We start from the raw sequence: 20850 nt of genomic DNA, 5'->3' as shown, positions 1-20850 counted from the left end.
ATCATGGAAGATAACGGTCATGTAATTAACATACCATTGATACCACTCAGGGGCTTATCAATATTTCCATATATGGTATTGCATTTTGATGTTGGTAGAAAAAAATCAATTAAAGCACTTGAAGCAGCAATGGCAAAAGATCAACGTATCTTTTTGACAACTCAGTTTGACATAGACAATGATTCGCCAGAATCGACTGATTTCTACAAAGTGGGAACAATATGCAAAATTAAACAGATGCTTAAACTGCCGGGGGATGCCATCAGAGTTTTAGTTGAAGGGATTCAAAGAGCAGAAGTGTTAACCATATCAGAAGAAACGCCATATTTTAGAGTTGATGTCACAACTTATGTAGATACTGTAGAAATTGATAAAGAGACTAAGGCGTTGATGAGAAGTTGTACCGCAGCTTTTGAAAAATACATCGCAACAACAAATAGGGTGAGTGCTGATGTGATCTTATCGGTTACTTCTATTGATGAACCAGGTCGTTTGGCAGATACAATTGCAGCTCAACTTACGCTTAAAACTGAACAAAAACAAGAGCTTATCAATGCTGTTGATGTCAAAGTAAGACTTGAAAATCTTTATAAAATTTTACTAACAGAAGTAGAAATTTTAGAAGTGGAAAAGAACATTAACGATAAAGTGAAAAGTCAAATCAATAAATCTCAAAAAGAGTATTACTTAAGAGAGCAAATCAAAGCGATCAGAGATGAACTTGGTGAAGAAGATGCACAAGAAGATGAAATTGAAGAAATGAGACACAAGCTCAAAAAGCTTAAATTGTCTAAAAAAATAGATAAGAAAATTGTAGCTGAAATTGATCGTTATTCTAGGCTGTCACCTTCTTCTGCAGAAAGTGGCGTGATTAGAAGCTATGTTAACTGGATTCTTGATTTACCATGGAAAAAAGAAACTAAAGATCAAATCGATCTAGTTAAAGCGCAAACGATACTTGATGAAGACCATTTTGGACTTGAGACAGTTAAAGAACGTGTGGTTGAATACCTTGCTGTAAGAGATTTAACTCAGAGTATGAAAGGCCCTATCATATGTCTAGTTGGTCCTCCGGGAGTAGGTAAAACTTCTATTGCCAAATCAATTGCAAGGTCGCTTAACCGTGAATTTGTCAGGATGTCACTCGGTGGTGTAAGAGATGAAGCAGAGATTAGAGGTCATAGAAGAACTTATATTGGCGCTATTCCTGGACGCATCATCAATGGCATCAAAGAAGCTGGAACAAAAAATCCTGTATTCTTGTTTGATGAAATTGATAAACTTTCTAGTGACTTTAGAGGTGATCCAGCATCAGCTTTATTGGAAGTGCTTGATCCTGAACAAAATAAAGAGTTTACAGATCATTATTTAGAAGTGCCATTTGACCTTTCTAAAGTAATGTTTGTGACAACAGCCAATTCTCTTAATACGATTCCAAGACCACTTCTCGATCGTATGGAAGTGATTCAAGTTTCGGGTTATACAGAATACGAGAAGTTAAATATTGCTAAAAAATATCTTGTGCCTAAAAAGATGGAGGAGCATGGTCTTCAAAAGAGTGGTTTATCAGTTTCAGATGAAGGTCTTTTGGAGATTATCAGAAAATATACTCGTGAATCAGGCGTGCGTGAACTTGAACGTAAAATTGCTGATCTGTGTAGAAAAGCTGCAGTTCGCATCGTTAAAGGTGAAGTGAAATCTGTAAGAATAACAGAAAAAAATATCGATAAATACCTTGGAAAATCAAGATATCATTATGATTTGATTTCAGATGAGAATCAAATTGGTATCGTCACTGGTTTGGCATGGACGGCTGTAGGCGGGGAAACGCTTTCTATAGAAGTTAATACCATGAAAGGTAAAGGCAAGCTTCAACTCACAGGACAACTTGGCGATGTGATGAAAGAATCAGCTCAAGCAGCTCTTTCGTATATTAGAACCATAGCGAAAGACTATGGTATTGCAGATGATTTTTATGAGACGATAGATTTACATGTGCATATCCCAGAAGGTGCAATACCTAAAGATGGTCCATCGGCTGGTATTACCATGGCGACTACGATGATTTCTGCTTTGTCTCAGATTCCTGTAAACCGCTATGTTGCAATGACTGGAGAAATTACGCTTCGTGGTCGTGTGTTAGCAATAGGTGGGTTTAAAGAAAAAGCCTTGGCTGCAAAAAGAGCTGGTATCAAAAAAATCTTATTTCCTTTTGACAATGTCAAAGATTTAGAAGATATTCCTGAGTCAGTGAAAAAAGAAATTGAATTTGTACCGGTTAAGTCGATGGATGACGTTCTTGAACATGCCCTCGCGAGAGAGGAAAAATAGATGAAGATAAAAAACAGCACTTTTGTAATAAGTGCAGTTGCAAAGTCGCAATATCCAGAGAATCATTTACCAGAGTTTGCTTTTGCAGGTCGATCAAATGTTGGAAAATCATCCCTAATCAATATGTTGCTTGGTAGACGTGGTCTCGCTAAAACGAGTTCAACGCCTGGTAAAACACAACTTGTAAACTTTTATGATATGGATGGATTGTTTCGCTTTGTTGATTTACCTGGGTATGGGTTTGCCAAAGTCTCAAAAGTAAAAAAAGAAGGTTGGGGAAAAATTATCGACACGTACCTAAATGAACGTGAAGATTTAATAGAAGTTTTCCAATTGGTAGATATAAGACATAAACCATCAGGCGAAGATAAAAACATGTATGAATGGATCCGTAATTGTGGCTTTAATGGTATCGTGCTTGCAACTAAGTCTGATAAGTTGAGTAAGAACCAAGTTGCTCAACAAATTGCAATGATTAGAAAAGAACTGAAAATGGAAAAGGATGCTGTAATTTTACCGGTTTCTTCCACATCTAGAGATGGCAAATATGAAGTTTGGGATGTTATAAATGCGCTTTTCGAAGCAAATGAAATTGATGTACATCTAGAACGTCAAGATGGTAGCGATAAAAAACAAGTAGCATCTGTAGAATAGTCAAAAAAATAGAGCTGATAAAGCAACTATGATAGTTGTATTTATCAGCTCTTTTTATTTATTATGTTTGAAAAAAAGACAAATCTATAAAACTAGTATTTTTGAAACTCACCAATTTCATAGCCATTAAGCTCAACTTCGATAGATTCTATAACAACATCTTTCAATGGTTTATCGCCATGTGAAGTTTTTACGTTTGCTATTTGATCTATGATTTCTAAGCCTTCAATTACTTTTCCAAAACCAGCATAGCTACCATCAAGATGTGGCGACGTTTTATGCATCACAAAGATTTGGCTACCAGCGCTGTTTGGCATTTGAGATCTAGCCATAGATAGTACACCTTCAGTATGCTTCAAATTGTTGTTAACGCCATTGTTGATGAATTCGCCTTTGATGCCGTATCCTGGACCACCCATGCCGTTACCGTCTGGACAACCGCCTTGGATCATAAAGCCTTTGATAACTCTATGAAAAATTAGACCATTGTAAAAGCCATCACTTGCTAAAGTAAGGAAGTTATTTACGCTATTTGGTGCTATTTCAGGGTATAATTCAGCCGTCATCGTGCCATAATCTTTTACTGTTATTTTAACTTGTGGATTCATTTGGTTCCTCCTAAAAAATAATATACTAGAATTATACCAGTTTGTGTGGCAAGTATAAATCATAATGTGTTAAAATTTCTATTTATTAATTTCTTTGCAAATAAAAACCTGATTCTAATTACGAAATAAGTTACATTCGCAATGAAAAATCAGGTATTTCTTTATACATATGTGTCTAAATTGATTCCCTTTCCCATAAATTGCTTGAGGTCGGAGAGATTAGATTGAAAAGCCTTTGACTGTTGGTTCTTAGCAGCTTCTAGTTTTTGAATATTTCCGCCAGTAATTTTTTTGGCATTAATTGCTTTGCTGTTAGTGGCTTGTTTTATGGCGTCATCAATATAAGCCTTTTCAGCGCCTTTCTCTATTTCAACAATTCGATCTAGAGCGGTTGTCTTGCTAGGCATGTTGTTATATGTTTTCCATAAATTTGAAGTTGCAGAAACTTGGCTGATTTTATCCATATAAGCCTCCGAGCACTAATCAAATGATTACATATCTACTTAATATTTATTCCCAATATTTAGTTTTTTAATCAACAAACTTGTACACATATCCACTGTTTTTGTAATGGGTACAAGTTTACTTAATGTTATCTACAGCAGGAACTAAACTTCTCTTTCAATCATCTCATCATAAGACTGACGTCTAACGATGAGTTCATGCTCATCTGCTTTGACAACTACTACTGCAGGAATCTGTAGCTTGTTGTAATTGTTAGCCATGGAATAACCATAAGCCCCTGTAGAAAAGACGGTTAAGATATCGCCACGCTCGGGGCTTGGAACTGATAAGCCTTTTATTAAGATATCTGTCGATTCACAGCACTTACCGCTTATGTCCAATAGTGTATCTTTTTCAAGATCAGCTTTATTTGCAATCAGTGCATGGTATTTAGCACCGTATAGACCTGGGCGGACATTATCAGTCATGCCCCCATCGATAGAGGCGTATGTCTTCACTTCTGGAATCACTTTGATATTGCCTATAGTATAGAGTTGTATACCTGCTTCACCAACGATATATCTACCTGGTTCCATGGACACGTGGGGTCTTTTAATCTCATGTGAAGCGCAAAAAGTATCGAGTCTATGCATTAGAGGCTTGATAAATTCCGTGAGAGCAATTGGATGATCTGCATCGGTATATTTGATACCGAAACCGCCACCGAGGTTAAAATCAGAGATAGTATAGTTAAAGCGCTCTTTTGTATTTAAAATCAATTTTAAAATAACTTCAAGTGCACTTAGATGTGTGTTTGATTCGTGAAGCTGTGAGCCTACGTGAAAATGGAAGCCTAAGAAATGGACAACATCCGATTTAATGGCAGCTTCTATAAGCGGATAAAGAATAGCGTCATCAAGTGGTATGCCAAATTTAGAGTCTTTTTTACCAGTTGAGATAAAATCATGCGTATTGGCAGAAACTTCAGGTGTAATCCTAAAAAGTACATTTGCTTTTACGGATTTATCGATACAAAGCTTTTCAAGGTGGTAAAGTTCAGAGGCATTATCTACGACAAATCTATTAATCCCATAATCAAGTGCCATGATGAGTTCTTCATCGCTTTTGTTGTTGCCGTTAAATTCAATTCTATCAGCTGGGAAATCACTTTTAATAGCAGTATATAGTTCTCCACCACTGACAACATCAAGCCAGAAACCTTCTTTTTCAAGGAGTCTGCACATGTACTTGGTACAAAAGGCTTTGCAAGCAAAGGCAGCATGTGTATCTGGATATTTGTCTAAAAATGCGCTCTTGATGGTGTCAAGTTGCTCTATGATTTTGTTTTCAGAGTAGACATAAAGGGGTGTTCCATATTTTTTTGCAAGTGATGTGACAGCTACTTGGTCGATATATAATTCGTGATTTTTAATGTTAAACATAAGGGCTCCTTTTATTGATACTTCATAATCAAGATAATTATAATTGTGTATTTTATAGTTAATTTGTATCGAAGTGTGACTCATTATAATAAAGTGTGCCATTTTTGGCATCAAGTGTAACATTTACCCCAAGTGGCAGAGAAATCTGCGGGAAATTGTGACCTGCGTAGAGTCCATTGATCATGGGCTTACCGTATGGGGTGATGACTTCATCGATGATCATATCAAGTGATAAGTCTTTTCCCTTGTAACTCTTCTTTTCTTCAGCGCGACAGCCAGTCCAAGTGCCTAGCACGATCCCATTACAGTCTTTAAACTTTCCAGCAAGTGCAAGCGCTGTCAAAAGTCGATCTATGACATAGAAAGGTTCATGTGTTTCTTCAAGAAATAATATTTTACCACGTGTATCAATTTCGTATGGCGTGCCTAAAGTTGCAGCAATTAGCGATAAATTTCCTCCGATGATTGGTCCGGAAGTCGTTCCGCCAACGAGTGACTGGACTTCAAAGCCTTCAGGATTTTCAATTTTTCCCATCGGTGCACTTTCGAATATTGCCTTTTGAAACGATGCTAAGGTGAACTGATCAAGTTTCACTTCGCCATCCTCATACTGAAACATCTCAGATAGTGCCATAGGTCCGTGAACCGTTGTTAGGTTACACTTTGCAGCAAAGGCTAGATGTAAGGCAGTGACATCACTAAAACCTACAAACAGTTTTGGATGATTTCTCACAAGATCATAATTGATTTTATCTAGCAGCCGCATTGCGCCAGCACCGCCTTTTAAACAGATAATCCCTTTATGGTCGGTGTTTTGAAAGGCATCATGTAGATCTTTTAGCCTGATCTCATCAGTTCCCGATAGATGACCGTGACTTGCATAACATGATGGATAAAATACTGGATTTAATCCAAGTGCTTTTAGCCCTTTTTCCGCCATTGATACCCGCTTGGGATCAGCGGGCGATGATGTTGCGATCACTGCAACGGTGTCACCAATTTTAAGTTTTTTAGGTTTAATCATATGCGTACCTCAATTTAGTATATTTTATCATAGATGAAGGGTTTGTATGTACTATACCTTATGATATTATTTGCAATAACCGTGCCAATGCGTTTTTTTCTATGTTATAATCTACACAAATCATACAAGGAGCTTAAGATGAATTCAACCCAATTTATAAAAATTATAGATGCTGTTGACGAAGGTGTGTTAATTATCGATGAAAACGGTATCATAAAAATGTTTAACGAAAAAGCGCGACTATTGACGGGTGTGGATATAAAGCCTGTAGTCCCTCATGAGAGCGGAAAACTTAGAAGTGGAGATCTAGTCGTCATCGTAGACAATAGGCTTGGGTACGACGACGGCGGACTTGATGTGGCACACTTAGAAAGAATAGGGATCAATACAGATGAACTTGCGTACGATGATGCTTTTGTAGCAGTGGGGATCTATGACGATCCAAAGTCAAAAGGTGAACTTAAAGTTTGGAAAAACAAAACGCATAGTGATCACTTAATCTTTGAAACGATGGTGAAAAAGCACAAGATCTCTACCTCAATTAACCTAAAGGAAAAAGAAGTACTTATTAAAATAGATGAAACGTCTTATCTGATGAATTATGCAATCGCAATAGGGCATATGGTTATTTTTGATCTCCATCTAGACCGTTTAAAGTTTTATCAAGATAGGGGCTATAGTGTAAGAAATGAGACCGTCTCGGAGCTATTAAGGGGTATGCCATTTAGAGCGAAAGGTATAATTTCAGATGTAACCAAGCACGATATGCACCAAGGGCCAGTGTCAAGTGATGTAAAGGCTCAAGATTGCAGTGTAATTGATAAGCCAATGGCGCATGTGCTCAAAAGTGAATTGCTTTTTAAGATGGTAGAGCAGTGTCAATTAGATGAAGTAGACAAAATCGATTACACATATGTAGAAATTAATCAAAGACCGACCCTTTGTGGGGCCGAGAAGTTAGAGGACTCGAAACTTATAATGGTTAAAATGATAGACTTATCTGATGCCAATGAATTGATAAGACAGAGAAATCAACTGATTGCAATGCTTGAAAAAACAACGCAGCAACTTTTTGTTTCCAAAATTCACAAAAATTCTGTGGGTGCTACTGGAATTACAGGTAATTCAAATGCAATTCAACGCATCAATTTTCTTATAGAAAAAGCAGCTAAAACTAAAAGTACTGTTTTAATTACAGGGGAAAGTGGCACAGGGAAAACTTTAATTGCCTATAAAATCCATAAATTAGGACAAAAATCCGAAAAAACACCATTTGTAAGTGTGAATTGTACCGCCATCCCTCACCAGCTCTTTGAAAGTGAACTCTTTGGTTATGTCAAAGGCGCTTTTACAGGTGCAGAAAAAAGTGGAAAAATAGGACTCTTTGAAATGGCAGATGGTGGCACACTCTTTTTAGATGAAATTGGAGAGTTGCCACAAAACATGCAAGTGAAGCTACTTCAAGTCTTACAAAGTAAATCCTTTTATAAAGTTGGTGCAACGAAGCCGACTAAGGTTGACGTCAGAATCATAGCAGCAACCAACAAAGATTTGCACTCGGAAATTGAAAATAGAATTTTTAGAGAAGACCTATATTATAGAATCAGTGCTTTTCCTATACATGTAGCACCTCTAAGAGAGCGAAAAGCTGATCTTTATTCACTGATTGATTCCATATCCATGAAGATTACAGAATCAATGGAGATGACATCAAAGGATATCAGCGGCGAAGCGATGGCGATGTTACTAGGTTATCATTGGCCTGGAAATGTCAGAGAGCTTGAGAATGTACTTGAACTTGCATATAATCTGTCTGAAAGTAAGATGATAGAGGCAGAAGATATCATTTTATCTTCGCCTGTAAGGATCAATACACAGCATCAAACTTTAAAAAGTACTATTGAAGAGGCGGAGCGCAAGCAAATCACAAAGATCCTTGATGAAACGGGCTATGATATCAAAAAAACCATCGAAACCCTTGAAATTTCAAGATCTGTTTTCTATGAAAAAGCAAAGAAATATGAGATTGGACTTAAGAAATAAGAGAAATAAGTTAAAGTGATGATATTCTTCGTAGATTCGAAATGTATTATCACTTTTTACTTTAAGGATTCTCTAATCAAATTTCAATCTTCTTGTGATATTTTAAGTATATAAGTCGAGTATTTTAAAGGGATAATAAGATGGCTATTTTGATTAAATCAGACAAGAGTAAAAAGAGGTTTGTATAGAATTACTTAAAGGGGAGGTAACAGATGATTTTTAGTAATCAAAAGAATGAAGAACGGCTATGGAAATGGAGCAGTCAGAAAGTATTAATGTTTTTAATGTTTATTTTCATTTTGTTTCAAGCGACGGGTTGCGGGAAAAGTACGCCAGTCTTCGAGATTGAGTCGTATCCCAAAGTAGATGGTTCAACTGTAACCATACCACTATCTGAAGCAGTCGCTGCAACACTTACTAACCAAACATTAGAGAACATAAGGCCCTATATTTTACATAACAAAACGCACCAAGCCTATGTAAATCTCATCGAGGGAAAAGCAGATTTGATTTTTGTAACTGCTCCATCAGAAGAAGAGCTTCGACTAGCTGAGGAAAAGGGTGTAGTTCTAGAAATAGTCCCTATAGTTAGTGAAGCATTTGTATTTTTAACACATAAAGAGAATACTGTCAGTGGCTTAACTCAAGATCAGATTCAAAAAATCTATGCTGGAGAGATCACTAACTGGTCAGAAGTGGGGGGAGATAATATAGAAATCATACCTTATCAAAGACCAGTTAATTCAGGGAGTCAGACGGGATTCCTAAATATGGTAATGAAAGATGTTGAGCCGATGTCACCCCCTATGGAACAAGTAGTCGCTGAGATGGGGATGCTCATTGATGCTGTAGCGAGTTATGAAAACGGTCAGGGTGCACTGGGGTATTCTTATTATTATTTCGTTACGGATATGTGGGGAAATGATGCAGTTAAGCTATTAGAAGTAGATGGTGTTTATCCGGAAGCATCAAGTATAAGTAGTGGTGATTATCCTTACACCACAGCTTACTATGCAGTGATACGGAATGATTCTCCTAAAGACAGCGACGTAAGGAAAATCATCGACTGGATTTTGTCGGAAGATGGTCAAAAGTTGATGGAGGAGAGTGGCTATGTCAAAGTTCAAAAGTAAGAAACTTAGGTATAGCATCCTAATCGTATTTCTTTGTGCTGTAATTGTTGGGTTAGGACTTAGCGGATGTGCCAAGCCAAAAATTGATCAGATCGACATAAACATGGAAACGCCAGAAACTAGCTTTCAATATTCTGATTATGGAAAGTCAGTGACATCTTCAGATAATTTTTTCTATTATGTTCCCAATAACTTAACGATAGAAAATATAGAACAAAACGAAGATGGTTTTACGAAACACTTAGCATCGCTTTCAGGATTGAAGGACAAAGTGATAGAAAATAAAGTGAAAAGTATAATTGAAGATAGCATTTTAGAAGTTCAGTCATTACTTAAGCCGGAAACGATAGCCCCTTACAGAGGAATTCGTACACTGCTTGAAGATTCTACTTCAATCTGGAATAAAGAAATCTCTACGTATGTTGCTTTTAATAACAACAATATTTTAAGCGTTAGTATCAGGGGCTCTGGAAACTTCAACTATTCGGAAATGTCGTGGATGAGTGTTCTAAGAACTGTAAACATAGATTTAAATACTGGTAAGCATATACCACTAAGTGCATTGTTTGTTGATGGGTTTGACTATAAAAAGGCAATTAATGATGCCATATTAGACGAATTGGGAAAACAAAATGCGATAGATGAAGTGCATGAAGATTATTTTTATAATCCACTAACCCTAGTTAAACCCTTTGATACAATTTCTGAAAACCAACCTTTTTTACTAAATGATTATACGCTTACCATTTTATTTGACGAAAGAGATGATCACTTTGCATCTAATTTTAGCCCGGTAGAAATCAGCATCAACCTATCAGAATTTGAGGGTCAATTAGCAATTGGGGACCGATACATGGATAAAAATTCGTCTCTTTACCTTGACGAGAAAGAAAAAAGAATGTTAGTAAGCTGGAGCCGTCAAGGCGAGGTTGATCACGGGGTCATAAATGGAACGATAACCAATGGCGATTACACGATTACGACTTATTTTGGTACAAGTAAAATGAAGGTGAGGGCACAAGCTCTAGCCGATGATTTGCTGGGTTGGGTCAAAAGTGAAAGTTTAGCAAGTGAGGGGAGTTTTATCGAAATCTATATTTCAACTAGAGAAATTGGTCCTTACACCCAGTTATCTAGTCAAATCTACAAAGAAAGCACAGGTGAGTATGAAATCGTTCAATCTAATGAACTCTATAATGATATGGGTGAACTTATAAATTTAGAGGATCTATTTGTAGATGCTTCAATGGTGAATGATATTATACGTGATAATATCAAAGAACAGTGTGACTTATACGATCAATACGAATTTTCTGAAGTTAATAAAAATTATGAGGAGATGACTTTTTTTCTTTATAACTCAGCTCTAGAGGTTGTCATTCCAACGAAAGATAACAATGATTTTTACTTAATGATACCCTATGACGCCTTTGATGTTTATAACTGGGTGATGTTTCAAGAATAATTAATTCAAATTTGAGGAGGTCAAAAATGAAACGCAATAGATATACTTTATTAGCAGTACTGGCTATACTACTTATGGTTTTGACAGCGTGTGATGGTGAATCTCAGGCTAATTTGGATAAGACACTACCTGATGCGCAAACAAATCAATCTACTCAAGCAACGACTGAAGATGCAGAAAATATCGACGATTTAGAGTCGTTTAAATTCGATGGTCAAGTCTATCTTTATGGCGAATCACACAGTGTGGAGAAAATACTAGATAGAGAGCTAGAACTATGGAAGGGGTATTACGAAGATAAAGGGATGAGACATCTTTTTATTGAAATGCCATATTATACAGGAGAATTGTTAAACCTATGGATGAAGTCTGATAACGACGAAATTCTTGATGGTATCTATCAAGACTGGTCGGGCACTCTATCTCAAACCCCTGAAGTTTTAAGCTATTTTAAGACGTTTAAGGCAAAATATCCTGAGACGTTCTTTCATGGTACAGATGTGGGACATCAGTATGACACCACTGGCAAACGTTATCTCAAGTATCTTGAAGACAATAGTTTACAAGAAACAGATCAATATGAGTTAACACTAGAAGCGATTGAACAAGGTAAAGAGTATTACGGCGGAGACGATGACAAATACCGTGAAAATACAATGACAAAAAATTTCATTAGAGAATTAGAAAAGCTAGAAGGTACTGATATCATGGGCATCTATGGCTCTGCGCATACAGGTCTTGATGCAATGGATTTTACCCATTCAGTGCCATGTATGGCTAAACAGCTTGTTGATGTTTATGGTGAATTGATCCATTCTGAGGACCTAAGTGGCCTTGCAAAAGACATTGAACCGATTCGAGTAGATCACATCACAGTAGGTGATGCTGAATTTGAAGCTTTGTATTTTGGTAAGCAGGACTTAACCGGATTCAAAGACTATGCATCACGTGAGTTCTGGCGATTAGAAAATGCTTATGACGTCTTCAAGGATAAACCTAGAAATGGTGATTCACTACCATATGATAATTACCCCATGCTGATAGAAATTGGCCAAGTTTTTGTGATTGACTACACAAAAACAGATGGCTCAGTAACGAGGATGTACTACCGCTCTCCCGGCAATTTATTTGAGGGCACTCCTACAACGGATGGGTTTGTGGAGTAAGCGGAGCACCCCCACCTACAAAGCGTCATCTGTATTTATGACATGCTAGGGCAAGCGCACTAAAAAGAAGTTGAGAGCGAATCCGCAGCCTGAAAGGCGAGGACCTAGCGGAACAACCCCACCAACAAAGCGTCATCTGTATTTATGGCATACTAGGGCAAGTGCACTAAAAAGAAGTTGAGAGCGAATCCGCAGCCTGAAAGGCGAGGACCTAGCGGAACAACTTCTTTTTAGTGCGCTTGCCCCTTTCTATGGCAAAAAAACAGAAAGACCTTTGTCACCAAAGGTCTTCCTATCAGCATTTTTTATTTATTTTTGATCACTACCTAATACGTTGATAATTTTGTGTTTAACCATTCCGTAGATAGCTTCTCTAGCAGGAGCTAAATATTTTCTTGGATCGAAATTACCTGGGTCAAGCGCAAATTGCTTACGGATTGTACCAGTTAAAGCTAATCTTAAATCTGAATCGATGTTGATTTTGCAGATACCGTATCTAGCAGATTCTCTAAGTTGATCTTCTGGACATCCTTTAGCATCTACTAATTGACCGCCGTACTCGTTACACATTTCAACATACTCAGGGATAACTGAAGATGCGCCATGTAATACAAGTGGGAAGCCAGGTAATAATGTAGAAATCTTTTTAAGACGTTCAATGTCAAGTTTAGGATCTGAATCAGCAGCAAACTTGTAAGCGCCATGGCTTGTACCAATAGCGATAGCAAGTGAGTCACAACCAGTTCTAGTTACGAAATCAACTGCTTGATCAGGGTCTGTGTAAGTAGCATCTTCAGCAGATACATTAACAGCATCTTCGATACCAGCTAATCTACCTAACTCAGCTTCTACAACAACACCTTTAGAGTGTGCATATTCAACCACTTTTTTAGTAAGCGCAACGTTTTCTTCATATGAGTGATGTGAACCATCGATCATAACTGAAGTAAAACCGTCATCGATACATTGCTTACAAATTTCGAAATCGTCACCATGATCAAGGTGTAAAGCGATTTCAACTTCTGGATGCTCAATAAGAGCTGCTTCTACAAGTTTAGTAAGGTAAGCTGGGCTAGCATATTTTCTAGCGCCTGAAGATACTTGAAGAATAAGTGGAGATTTTGTTTCAGCTGCAGCTTTAACGATTCCTTGGATAATTTCCATGTTGTTTACGTTAAATGCACCTACAGCGTATCCGCCTTCATAGGCTTTTTTAAACATTTCTTTGGTATTTACTAATGGCACTGTAATCACTCCTTTTAATATATGGATTAAGTGCAAATCTTGAAAACAAACCTATTAACAATATCCTGCTATATATGATATTATAAAACATGTCCTATGAATTTGCTAGTCATAAAATTTAAATAGATTGTAAATATCCCGTAGGGATGAGGAGTAACCCGTGAATTTACCTGAGATTTTTACCATGCGCATGAAAGAAAAGTTAGGAAAATCGTATCTCGATTTTATCCAGACGTATAATGAAGATTACCATGTAAGCCTAAGCGTTAATACACTTAAAATAAGTGTCGACCATTTTCTTGAGATTTTTCCTTATAAATTAGAACCCGTTCCATGGACAAGTGATGGTTTTTACTACCAGCCAGATAATCCGGTGACAAAACATCCGTACTATAGTGCGGGACTCTACTATATTCAAGAACCATCTGCAATGTCACCAGTGAATGCTTTAAATCCAACCCCTGATGATTTTTGTCTTGATCTTTGCGCTGCACCTGGCGGAAAATCTATGCAAATTTCTAATTTGATTGGTGACCGAGGTTTACTTGTTACCAATGATATCAACGAAACACGTGTTAAAGCAATCCTAAGAAATGTTGAAAAATTTGGACTGCGAAATGTACTTGTGCTCAACGAATCTCCAGACAAAATCGCTAAAGTGATCGGCAATTGTTTTAATAGCATACTAGTTGACGCACCATGTTCTGGAGAAGGGATGTTTAGAAAAGATCCGAGAGCAGTGAAATCATGGGAAACTTATGGGCCTGCCGAATGTCATAACATCCAACGTGAAATTATTGATCAGTTAGAAAATCTTATGAGTGATGATTCGAAAATTGTCTATTCAACTTGTACATTTGCCGAAACCGAAAACGAAGATCAAATTGCTTATCTGCTTAATCAAACAGAGTTGTTTTCACAAAGAGAAATTCAACTATCGGGTATCGCATATGATGATGAAAACACTAAATATATGACACATATATGGCCACATTTACAGCGTGGTGAAGGTCATTTTATAGGGAGTTTATCTGGTAGTACGTCTCATGTAAAATCAAGAGAAAAATATGTTGATAATGAACCGCCCGAGATTTTCAAGCTTTTTATGGACAAGCATATGAAAGAACCTTTAGTAGGTCATTTTGTACTCGAAGGAGAAAGACTTATTTTGAAACCGGAGTATAAAGTGCCAACTAAAGGACTTAGAGTCGTGCGTGAAGGGCTACTGCTTGGTGAAATCAAGAAAGGGCGATTTACACCTAGTCAAGCACTTGCACTATACCTCAAATCAGAAAACTTTACACCAATTTTGGATCTTGAATCCCAAAATTTTGATACTGTAAAGTATCTAAAGGGTGAAACAATTTTTGTAGACGTAAAAACGGAAGGGTTACATCTTGTTTGTACAGATGGATTTCCGCTTGGTTTTGCAAAACTTTCAAGTGGAACTGTAAAAAACATGTATCCACCTTCTTGGAGAATGTTATAAAAATTAGAAATGGAGACGAGTTAATATGGGCGAGAAAATAAGACTTGATAAAATGCTTTCAAATATGGGAAAAGGTACAAGAAGTGAAGTGAAAGATGCTCTTCGCTTTGGACAAGTTAAAGTCAACGGGATGACAGTTAGAGTAGGAAAAGAGAAAATAGATTCAGACGAAGATGAAGTTACTTATAGAGGGGAAATCGTAACTTATAAAAAATATCTCTATTTGATGCTCAACAAGCCCCAAGGTGTGATATCTGCAACAGAAGATAACCATCATGAAACTGTAATTGATCTCATTGATGAATCATATAAACACTATGAACTTTTTCCTGTAGGTAGGCTTGATATAGACACTGAGGGGTTGCTTATAATTACAAATGATGGAGAACTTACACATAATCTTCTGTCCCCTAAAAAGCATGTTCCTAAGACCTATATTGCTAAAGTTGAAGGAGTAGTTGGAGATGCAGATATAGATGCTTTTGCTAAAGGCATAGTGCTTGATGACGGATATGCATGTAAACCAGCTGAACTTATCATAGATAGTGTAAAAGATGGTTTTTCAAACGTGACGTTGACGATTCATGAAGGAAAGTTTCATCAGGTTAAGCGTATGTTTGAAGCGCAAGGCGGGCTAGTAGTATATCTAAAGAGAACGATGATGAATGCACTTACACTCGATCCAGAACTTGAACTTGGTAGTTACAAAGAATTGTCTGAAGATGAGCTTAAGTTATTGGTTCAAGGAGTAGAGATCAATCAATAAAAAAAGCTGTCTCAATATGATTAATGCATCATTTGAGGCAGCTTATTCGTTTGTTTTAAGAAATATTATCTTCCTTGTCCAGCCAATACTTTAATGATGGTATCGAGTGAATCTGTTTTGCTAAGTTTAAATGTGCCCGCTCTTAACTTACTATCGTAGCCCATCTCAATTAAGCGTTTGACGAAGTCGTCAGAATCGTAAACAAAACCTTGTTCTTCAAGATGTTTACCGATAGTATATCCTAGTTCTCCATCTGCAACGACGAAGTTTTCGAGGACACCCGCTTGTGTTGCTGGTTGTGTTGGGGCTTCTGTGGTCACTTCGGTTGTGTTTTCAGTTGGTTCTCCCTCTGATGTTTCACCTTCAGAGGTTTCTATAGTTGCCTCAGTTGGTTCAACTGGTGTTACTACGATTGAACTACCTTCTGTAGTCGCTTCAGTTTCTACTGTTGTACCAGGAGCATCTATATCAATACTAAGAGTATCTGAAATTTTCCAGGAAACTGCGAAGAATATGAGTCCTATTATCAGCAGAGACAAAAAAATGTCACTGATGTCATATAAAAAGTCTTTAATTTTTTCAAACATTTGAACGCTCCTTTGATAAAACTGCTCTACTACCTATAGAATAGCATAATTCCATTGATTCTAAAAGTATTGTTCTTCCCAAATAGATTACTTTCGTGTTACAATTTTTTTGAGGTGTTTTATGTTTATCAAATTAGAAGAGATGCATATACCACAGCTTGCTGCTTATGTATCAAGCTGTGGTGATGAAACAATATATTTATTAAAACCATTAGAACTTTTAAAAAACCAAGAAGCACAGGGCGTTTTTTATGGGTATATGGAAGAAGACACATTAATAGGCGTCTTTTATTTTTCTGCGAAAAGAGTAATGAGTCTTCACTGCAAGAATCCTAGAATTTTAGGGAATTTAGACTTATTAAAAGCCATTAAATTTCACAAACCTAAATTTGTGAAGGGGACATCTCCCATGGTTGATGGGATCTACAAATTAATTTGTAGAACTGTTTCGTCTACATCAGAGTCTATGGCGACGCTTATGGGGTTTGAAAGTGATCATTTATCAATAAAGGCTAGCAATGAAATTGATCTTGTTACAGGTTCAAATAAACTGGTGGATGAACTTTTAAATGATTTGAAATTTTTCATAGATGTTGAAACACATTTTGGAAGACAAGTCAAAGCCATCAATGACATTGTAAAAGAATTCAAAGAGCTAATTGCTCAGGATAATTACCTTTTGGGAGTAATTGGTCATGAAATTGTTGCACAAGGTATGATTGAAGATGAAACTGAACATATGGGGATACTCTCTGGGATCTATGTATCTCCTAAGTATAGAAAAAGAGGTTTTGGAGAAGTGATTTCTAGTGAATTGACCAAGATTTTACTTGAAAGACATAAAAAACCGTATCTTTTTGTGAAGGATAACAACCCAAATGCAAGAGCACTTTATGATAGAATAGGGTATAAGGTAATTAAATCATACAAACTATTGACCATTGAATACTAACAGAGTTAAAACTGTGAAACATAACAATAGAACACTTTTGAATAAGGAGAGGGTATAGAGAATACCCGTACGAATATGAGGAAAATTGAAATTACAAAAAACGAATCTGAACAACGCTTGGATAGATATTTGCTCAAATACTTTAACAATACAACGAGAAGCAATATCTATAAATTAATCCGAAAAAAAGTATTTAAAATTAATGGTAAACGAATGACTCAAGAAGATTATTTTTTAATGGAAAATGATATTCTCGAAATTTACTTGACTGAAGAGAGCATCGATGCAATGGTAAAACCATTTGTACCTGTTAAACCAGAAAAGATAGGTCTTGATATTGTATTCGAAGACGAAGAAATTTTGGTCCTCAATAAACCAAAGGGTGTCTTGACACATCCTGATAAATCGGAATATAAAAACACATTGGCGACAATGGTTCATTATTACCTGAGAGATTTGTGCACAAACACTTTTAGACCAGCTCCAGTTCATCGCCTTGATAAAAACACAAGTGGTGTAGTTATATTTGCTAAGACATATGAAGCGTTAAAAAAATACAATACACTTATGCGTGAGCGCGATGTTGAAAAGTTCTATATTTGCGTCGTACATGGTAAACTTTCAAAACCTGGTGAAGTTAAAGGCTATTTAATTAAAGACGAAATTCAAAATAAAGTTAGAATTGTAGCGAGAGATTCAGATGAAGCAAAATACTGCCACTCAAAATACAAACCCCTTCAGCAGTTTGGAGAGTATATAGGTGAGTACACTTTGGTTGAAGTTGAACTCCTTACAGGTCGTAGTCACCAGATTAGAGCATCAATGCAACTTTTGGGTCATTCTATAGTAGGCGACCTTAAATATGGTGGAAGACGTGTTGATGGTTTAAGTAACCAGTTACTTCATAGTAACCGTATGATTATCGAAGGACGTACTTTTGAAGCTAAGTCCACAGAGATAGAAGATTTTGTGAAATTACACTCTTAGGAGGCTTTATGGTAGAATCCATGCAAGTTATGAAAAAACTTATCGAGCGTTATGATTACTGCGGTGCTTATGAGGTGCTAAAGGATAAGGGTATGGAAAACATGGATTCCGCAGTAATTATAAACTCTTGTCGTTATGCAGTTAACTTTGACTTTTATACTGCTAGAAAGCATCTAAGGAGACTCTCGGAAAGTGCACAGAAATACCCCGTGTGTGTTGATTTAATGGCGAATTTGGAGTCACTCAATGACGGTCAACCAGATGTGCTGATGTCGGAACTCTTAGAAAACTTAAAGTTTCAGATCGTCAATGAAGAATATATTGATTTTTTAGGTAGAGTTTACCGTTTCAAAGAAGCTATTTATAAGTTTATGTTTATTAAAAGTCAACTTCCAGATCGCAATTTTACTTTTCAGATGCGTTTTCTACAGAAAAAAGAAATTCTCAAAATTCTTAGAAATCACTATAAAATCTTTAATAACAATTTGATCTTTGCCTTGAATTCTTATTTTAGAAAGTATGACAAAAACACTGCTGTCGTTGATCCGATTATCAAGTTAATGAATTCAGAAAAGATGAATCAACTTATAGAGCTAAGGCACAATTCTCTAATCGGTCATGGTTTCAAAGGTGTTAGTGCTGAAGAAATTCAGCGTGTATATGGCAACCCTTATAATGTACTCGACGACTTCAGAGCTTGTTTGATGTCTTTAGGAATTGAAGTACAACGATACAAGTATTCGATTGTAAACGAATTGATATTGGAGTTGCTTGCTCAAGATTATAAAACCTTTTTTAAGATAAATAATAGCTCAAATGCAAACTTTGAATAGGGGGAGAACATGGAAGTTTCAGTGAAAAAACATGGTAAGTTCGAGTTTAAATTAGGTGATACTTATGAAATGATTTCAAAACAAATACAAACACCAGATATGCCTTTGATAGTCGCAGCTAAGTGTGGCAATATGTTGAGAGAGCTTACCCATGAAATTGTCGAAGGGTGTGAAGTTGAGTTTATTGATTTACAACATTCAGACGGTGAGAAAATTTATCAGCGCAGTTTGGCTTTTTTGATGACAAGAGCAGCGCTTGCTTGTTTTGATGGTATCCGAGTACGTATTGAACACTCACTGAGCAAGGGATTATACTGTGAGTTTGATTATGAACGTCGATTAACACATGATGATTATTTACTAATTTTAGATAAAATGAGAGCTTATTCGGAACTGGATCTCCCTTTCAATACGGCACATTACTCTGTAGAAGATGCGACTAAGACTTTTGAAAAATTTCATATGACTTCAAAAGTCGAACTCATGAAATTCAGACCCAGAAATGACATTAGATTATATGAGTGCGATGGTGTACTTAATTATTTTTATGGCTATATGGTACCGAGTACAGGCTATATTAAGATATTTGATTTCATCAAATATGACGAGGGTGCAATCTTGATGCATCCAACTAAATATAGCCCTTTCAAAGTTCCTGAGTTTATTGAATCACCTAAAGTAGCTGAAGTATTTAAAGAATCTGAGCAGTGGTCGAAAATCATGAATATTGCTTATGTCAGCAATTTAAACATGTTGATTTTAAATGATCAACATAAAGAGTTGATACAAATTGCTGAAGCTTTACATGAGAAAAAGATTGCATCAATTGCAGACGAAATTACAAGAAAGAAAAAGCGTGTGATTTTAATTGCTGGTCCTTCTTCTTCTGGAAAGACTACTTTTGCCAATAGACTAAGAATTCAACTTCGCGTAAATGGTCTCAACCCTATTACTATGTCTACTGACAACTATTTTGTCAACCGAGATAAAACGCCACTTGATGAAAATGGGGATTATGACTTTGAATCACTAAAAGCAGTTGATGTTGAACAGTTCAACATTGATCTTAACGGTTTGCTTGATGGAGAACCAGTTGATTTGCCCGTATTCAATTTTCAAATTGGGCAAAGAGAATATAAGAATAATCCAATTCAAATCAAGGAAGAACAACCTATTATAATTGAGGGTATACATGGACTTAATGAAGCGCTAACAAGTCATATTTTTAAACGTGATAAATTTAAAATTTATGTAAGTGCTTTAACACAACTTAACATTGATGAACATAATCGCATTCCAACGACACAGACAAGACTTCTTCGTAGAATTGTCAGAGATAATCAATTTAGAGGTCATTCAGCAAAGCGAACTATAGGGATGTGGGCTTCGGTTCGTAGAGGCGAAGAGATCAATATTTTTCCTTTTCAAGAGCAAGCAGATGAAGTTTTTAATACAGCTTTACCATATGAACTTGCGGTACTAAAAAAGCATGCTTTACCCTTACTAGAGGCAATTACTCAAGAAGAACCTGAATATAGTGAAGCGCTTTTGCTCAGAAAATTTCTAGGCTATTTCAAATCAATAGATGAAGATGAACTTGTACCAAAAGTATCGATCCTTAAAGAGTTTATCGGTGGTAGTGGATTTGATTTATAAGTAGTAGTTGTTGGTTGGAGGCGTT

At 36.5% G+C, this 20850-nt stretch carries 18 protein-coding genes; 12 read left to right on the top strand and 6 right to left on the bottom strand.

Translation table 11 applies throughout. The annotated features are described in order from the left end of the window. The first annotated feature begins 3 nt into the window (after window positions 1-3). Window positions 4-2331, top strand: a complete 2328-nt coding sequence (lon, locus tag QE109_RS12230) for an endopeptidase La (protein ID WP_281094819.1) — start codon at window positions 4-6, stop codon at window positions 2329-2331. Next, entirely contained in the window at window positions 2332-2985 is a 654-nt protein-coding gene (gene yihA / locus QE109_RS12225; protein ID WP_281094818.1) for a ribosome biogenesis GTP-binding protein YihA/YsxC, read from the top strand. It begins immediately after the preceding gene. A 92-nt stretch (window positions 2986-3077) separates the two neighbouring features. Here yihA and QE109_RS12220 read toward each other — a convergent pair whose 3' ends face one another. From QE109_RS12220 to QE109_RS12205, 4 genes are all read right to left on the bottom strand, one after another. Continuing rightward, window positions 3078-3593, bottom strand: coding sequence for a peptidylprolyl isomerase (locus QE109_RS12220; protein WP_281094817.1), 516 nt, complete (start codon window positions 3591-3593; stop codon window positions 3078-3080). A gap of 161 nt (window positions 3594-3754) precedes the next feature. Continuing rightward, the gene (locus QE109_RS12215; RefSeq protein ID WP_281094816.1) at window positions 3755-4057 is read right to left on the bottom strand and encodes a hypothetical protein; all 303 of its coding nucleotides are present in this window, start codon (window positions 4055-4057) and stop codon (window positions 3755-3757) included. A 144-nt stretch (window positions 4058-4201) separates the two neighbouring features. After that, complete coding sequence (gene lysA, locus QE109_RS12210) at window positions 4202-5479, bottom strand: diaminopimelate decarboxylase (protein WP_281094815.1); 1278 nt, start codon at window positions 5477-5479, stop codon at window positions 4202-4204. Between the two features lie 58 nt (window positions 5480-5537). Beyond that, window positions 5538-6503, bottom strand: coding sequence for a S66 peptidase family protein (locus QE109_RS12205; RefSeq protein WP_281094814.1), 966 nt, complete (start codon window positions 6501-6503; stop codon window positions 5538-5540). 138 nt (window positions 6504-6641) lie between these two features. Here QE109_RS12205 and QE109_RS12200 point away from each other — a divergent pair, with 138 nt between their 5' ends. The 4 genes from QE109_RS12200 (at window position 6642) to QE109_RS12185 (ending at window position 12310) form a co-directional block, all read left to right on the top strand. Further along, entirely contained in the window at window positions 6642-8546 is a 1905-nt protein-coding gene (locus QE109_RS12200; RefSeq protein WP_281094813.1) for a sigma 54-interacting transcriptional regulator, read from the top strand. 212 nt (window positions 8547-8758) lie between these two features. Next, window positions 8759-9679, top strand: coding sequence for a PstS family phosphate ABC transporter substrate-binding protein (locus QE109_RS12195; protein WP_281094812.1), 921 nt, complete (start codon window positions 8759-8761; stop codon window positions 9677-9679). Further along, window positions 9660-11144, top strand: a complete 1485-nt coding sequence (locus QE109_RS12190) for a hypothetical protein (RefSeq protein WP_281094811.1) — start codon at window positions 9660-9662, stop codon at window positions 11142-11144. The genes QE109_RS12195 and QE109_RS12190 overlap by 20 nt, the downstream gene beginning before the upstream one ends. Before the next feature lie 26 nt (window positions 11145-11170). Next, entirely contained in the window at window positions 11171-12310 is a 1140-nt protein-coding gene (locus QE109_RS12185) for a hypothetical protein (protein ID WP_281094810.1), read from the top strand. A gap of 309 nt (window positions 12311-12619) precedes the next feature. Here the strand turns inward: QE109_RS12185 and fba are convergent, their stop codons facing one another. Continuing rightward, a complete protein-coding gene (gene fba / locus QE109_RS12180) occupies window positions 12620-13555 on the bottom strand; it encodes a class II fructose-1,6-bisphosphate aldolase (protein ID WP_281094809.1) in 936 nt (311 codons plus the stop codon). 160 nt (window positions 13556-13715) lie between these two features. Between fba and QE109_RS12175 the strand changes: the two genes are divergently transcribed. Together QE109_RS12175 and QE109_RS12170 are read left to right on the top strand one after the other, a co-directional pair. After that, a complete protein-coding gene (locus QE109_RS12175) occupies window positions 13716-15044 on the top strand; it encodes an RsmF rRNA methyltransferase first C-terminal domain-containing protein (RefSeq protein WP_281094808.1) in 1329 nt (442 codons plus the stop codon). 25 nt (window positions 15045-15069) lie between these two features. Then, entirely contained in the window at window positions 15070-15810 is a 741-nt protein-coding gene (locus QE109_RS12170; RefSeq protein ID WP_281094807.1) for a pseudouridine synthase, read from the top strand. Between the two features lie 65 nt (window positions 15811-15875). On the opposite strand, the gene QE109_RS12165 is transcribed toward QE109_RS12170, so the two are convergent. Then, on the bottom strand, window positions 15876-16397 hold the full coding sequence (locus QE109_RS12165; RefSeq protein ID WP_281094806.1) for a hypothetical protein: 522 nt from the start codon (window positions 16395-16397) through the stop codon (window positions 15876-15878). Between the two features lie 121 nt (window positions 16398-16518). On the opposite strand from QE109_RS12165, the gene QE109_RS12160 reads away from it, so the two are divergent. The 4 genes from QE109_RS12160 to QE109_RS12145 all read left to right on the top strand — a co-directional run bounded on the left by QE109_RS12160 (window position 16519) and on the right by QE109_RS12145 (window position 20825). Then, window positions 16519-17349: a GNAT family N-acetyltransferase gene (locus tag QE109_RS12160; protein WP_281094805.1), complete on the top strand. Its 831-nt coding sequence runs from the start codon at window positions 16519-16521 to the stop codon at window positions 17347-17349. 75 nt (window positions 17350-17424) lie between these two features. Beyond that, window positions 17425-18336 (top strand): RluA family pseudouridine synthase, encoded by a 912-nt coding sequence (locus QE109_RS12155; RefSeq protein WP_281094804.1) that lies wholly within the window; start codon window positions 17425-17427, stop codon window positions 18334-18336. An 8-nt stretch (window positions 18337-18344) separates the two neighbouring features. After that, entirely contained in the window at window positions 18345-19169 is an 825-nt protein-coding gene (locus QE109_RS12150) for a hypothetical protein (protein WP_281094803.1), read from the top strand. Between the two features lie 9 nt (window positions 19170-19178). Then, on the top strand, window positions 19179-20825 hold the full coding sequence (locus QE109_RS12145; RefSeq protein WP_281094802.1) for a nucleoside kinase: 1647 nt from the start codon (window positions 19179-19181) through the stop codon (window positions 20823-20825). The last annotated feature ends 25 nt before the right edge of the window (window positions 20826-20850 follow it).

Origin of the sequence: Fusibacter bizertensis, assembly GCF_029914245.1 — a bacterium.
Lineage (GTDB): Bacteria > Bacillota > Clostridia > Peptostreptococcales > Acidaminobacteraceae > Fusibacter_C > Fusibacter_C bizertensis.
Note: the sequence above shows the minus strand (reverse complement) of the source record. Positions and strands in the feature narration are given on the sequence as shown.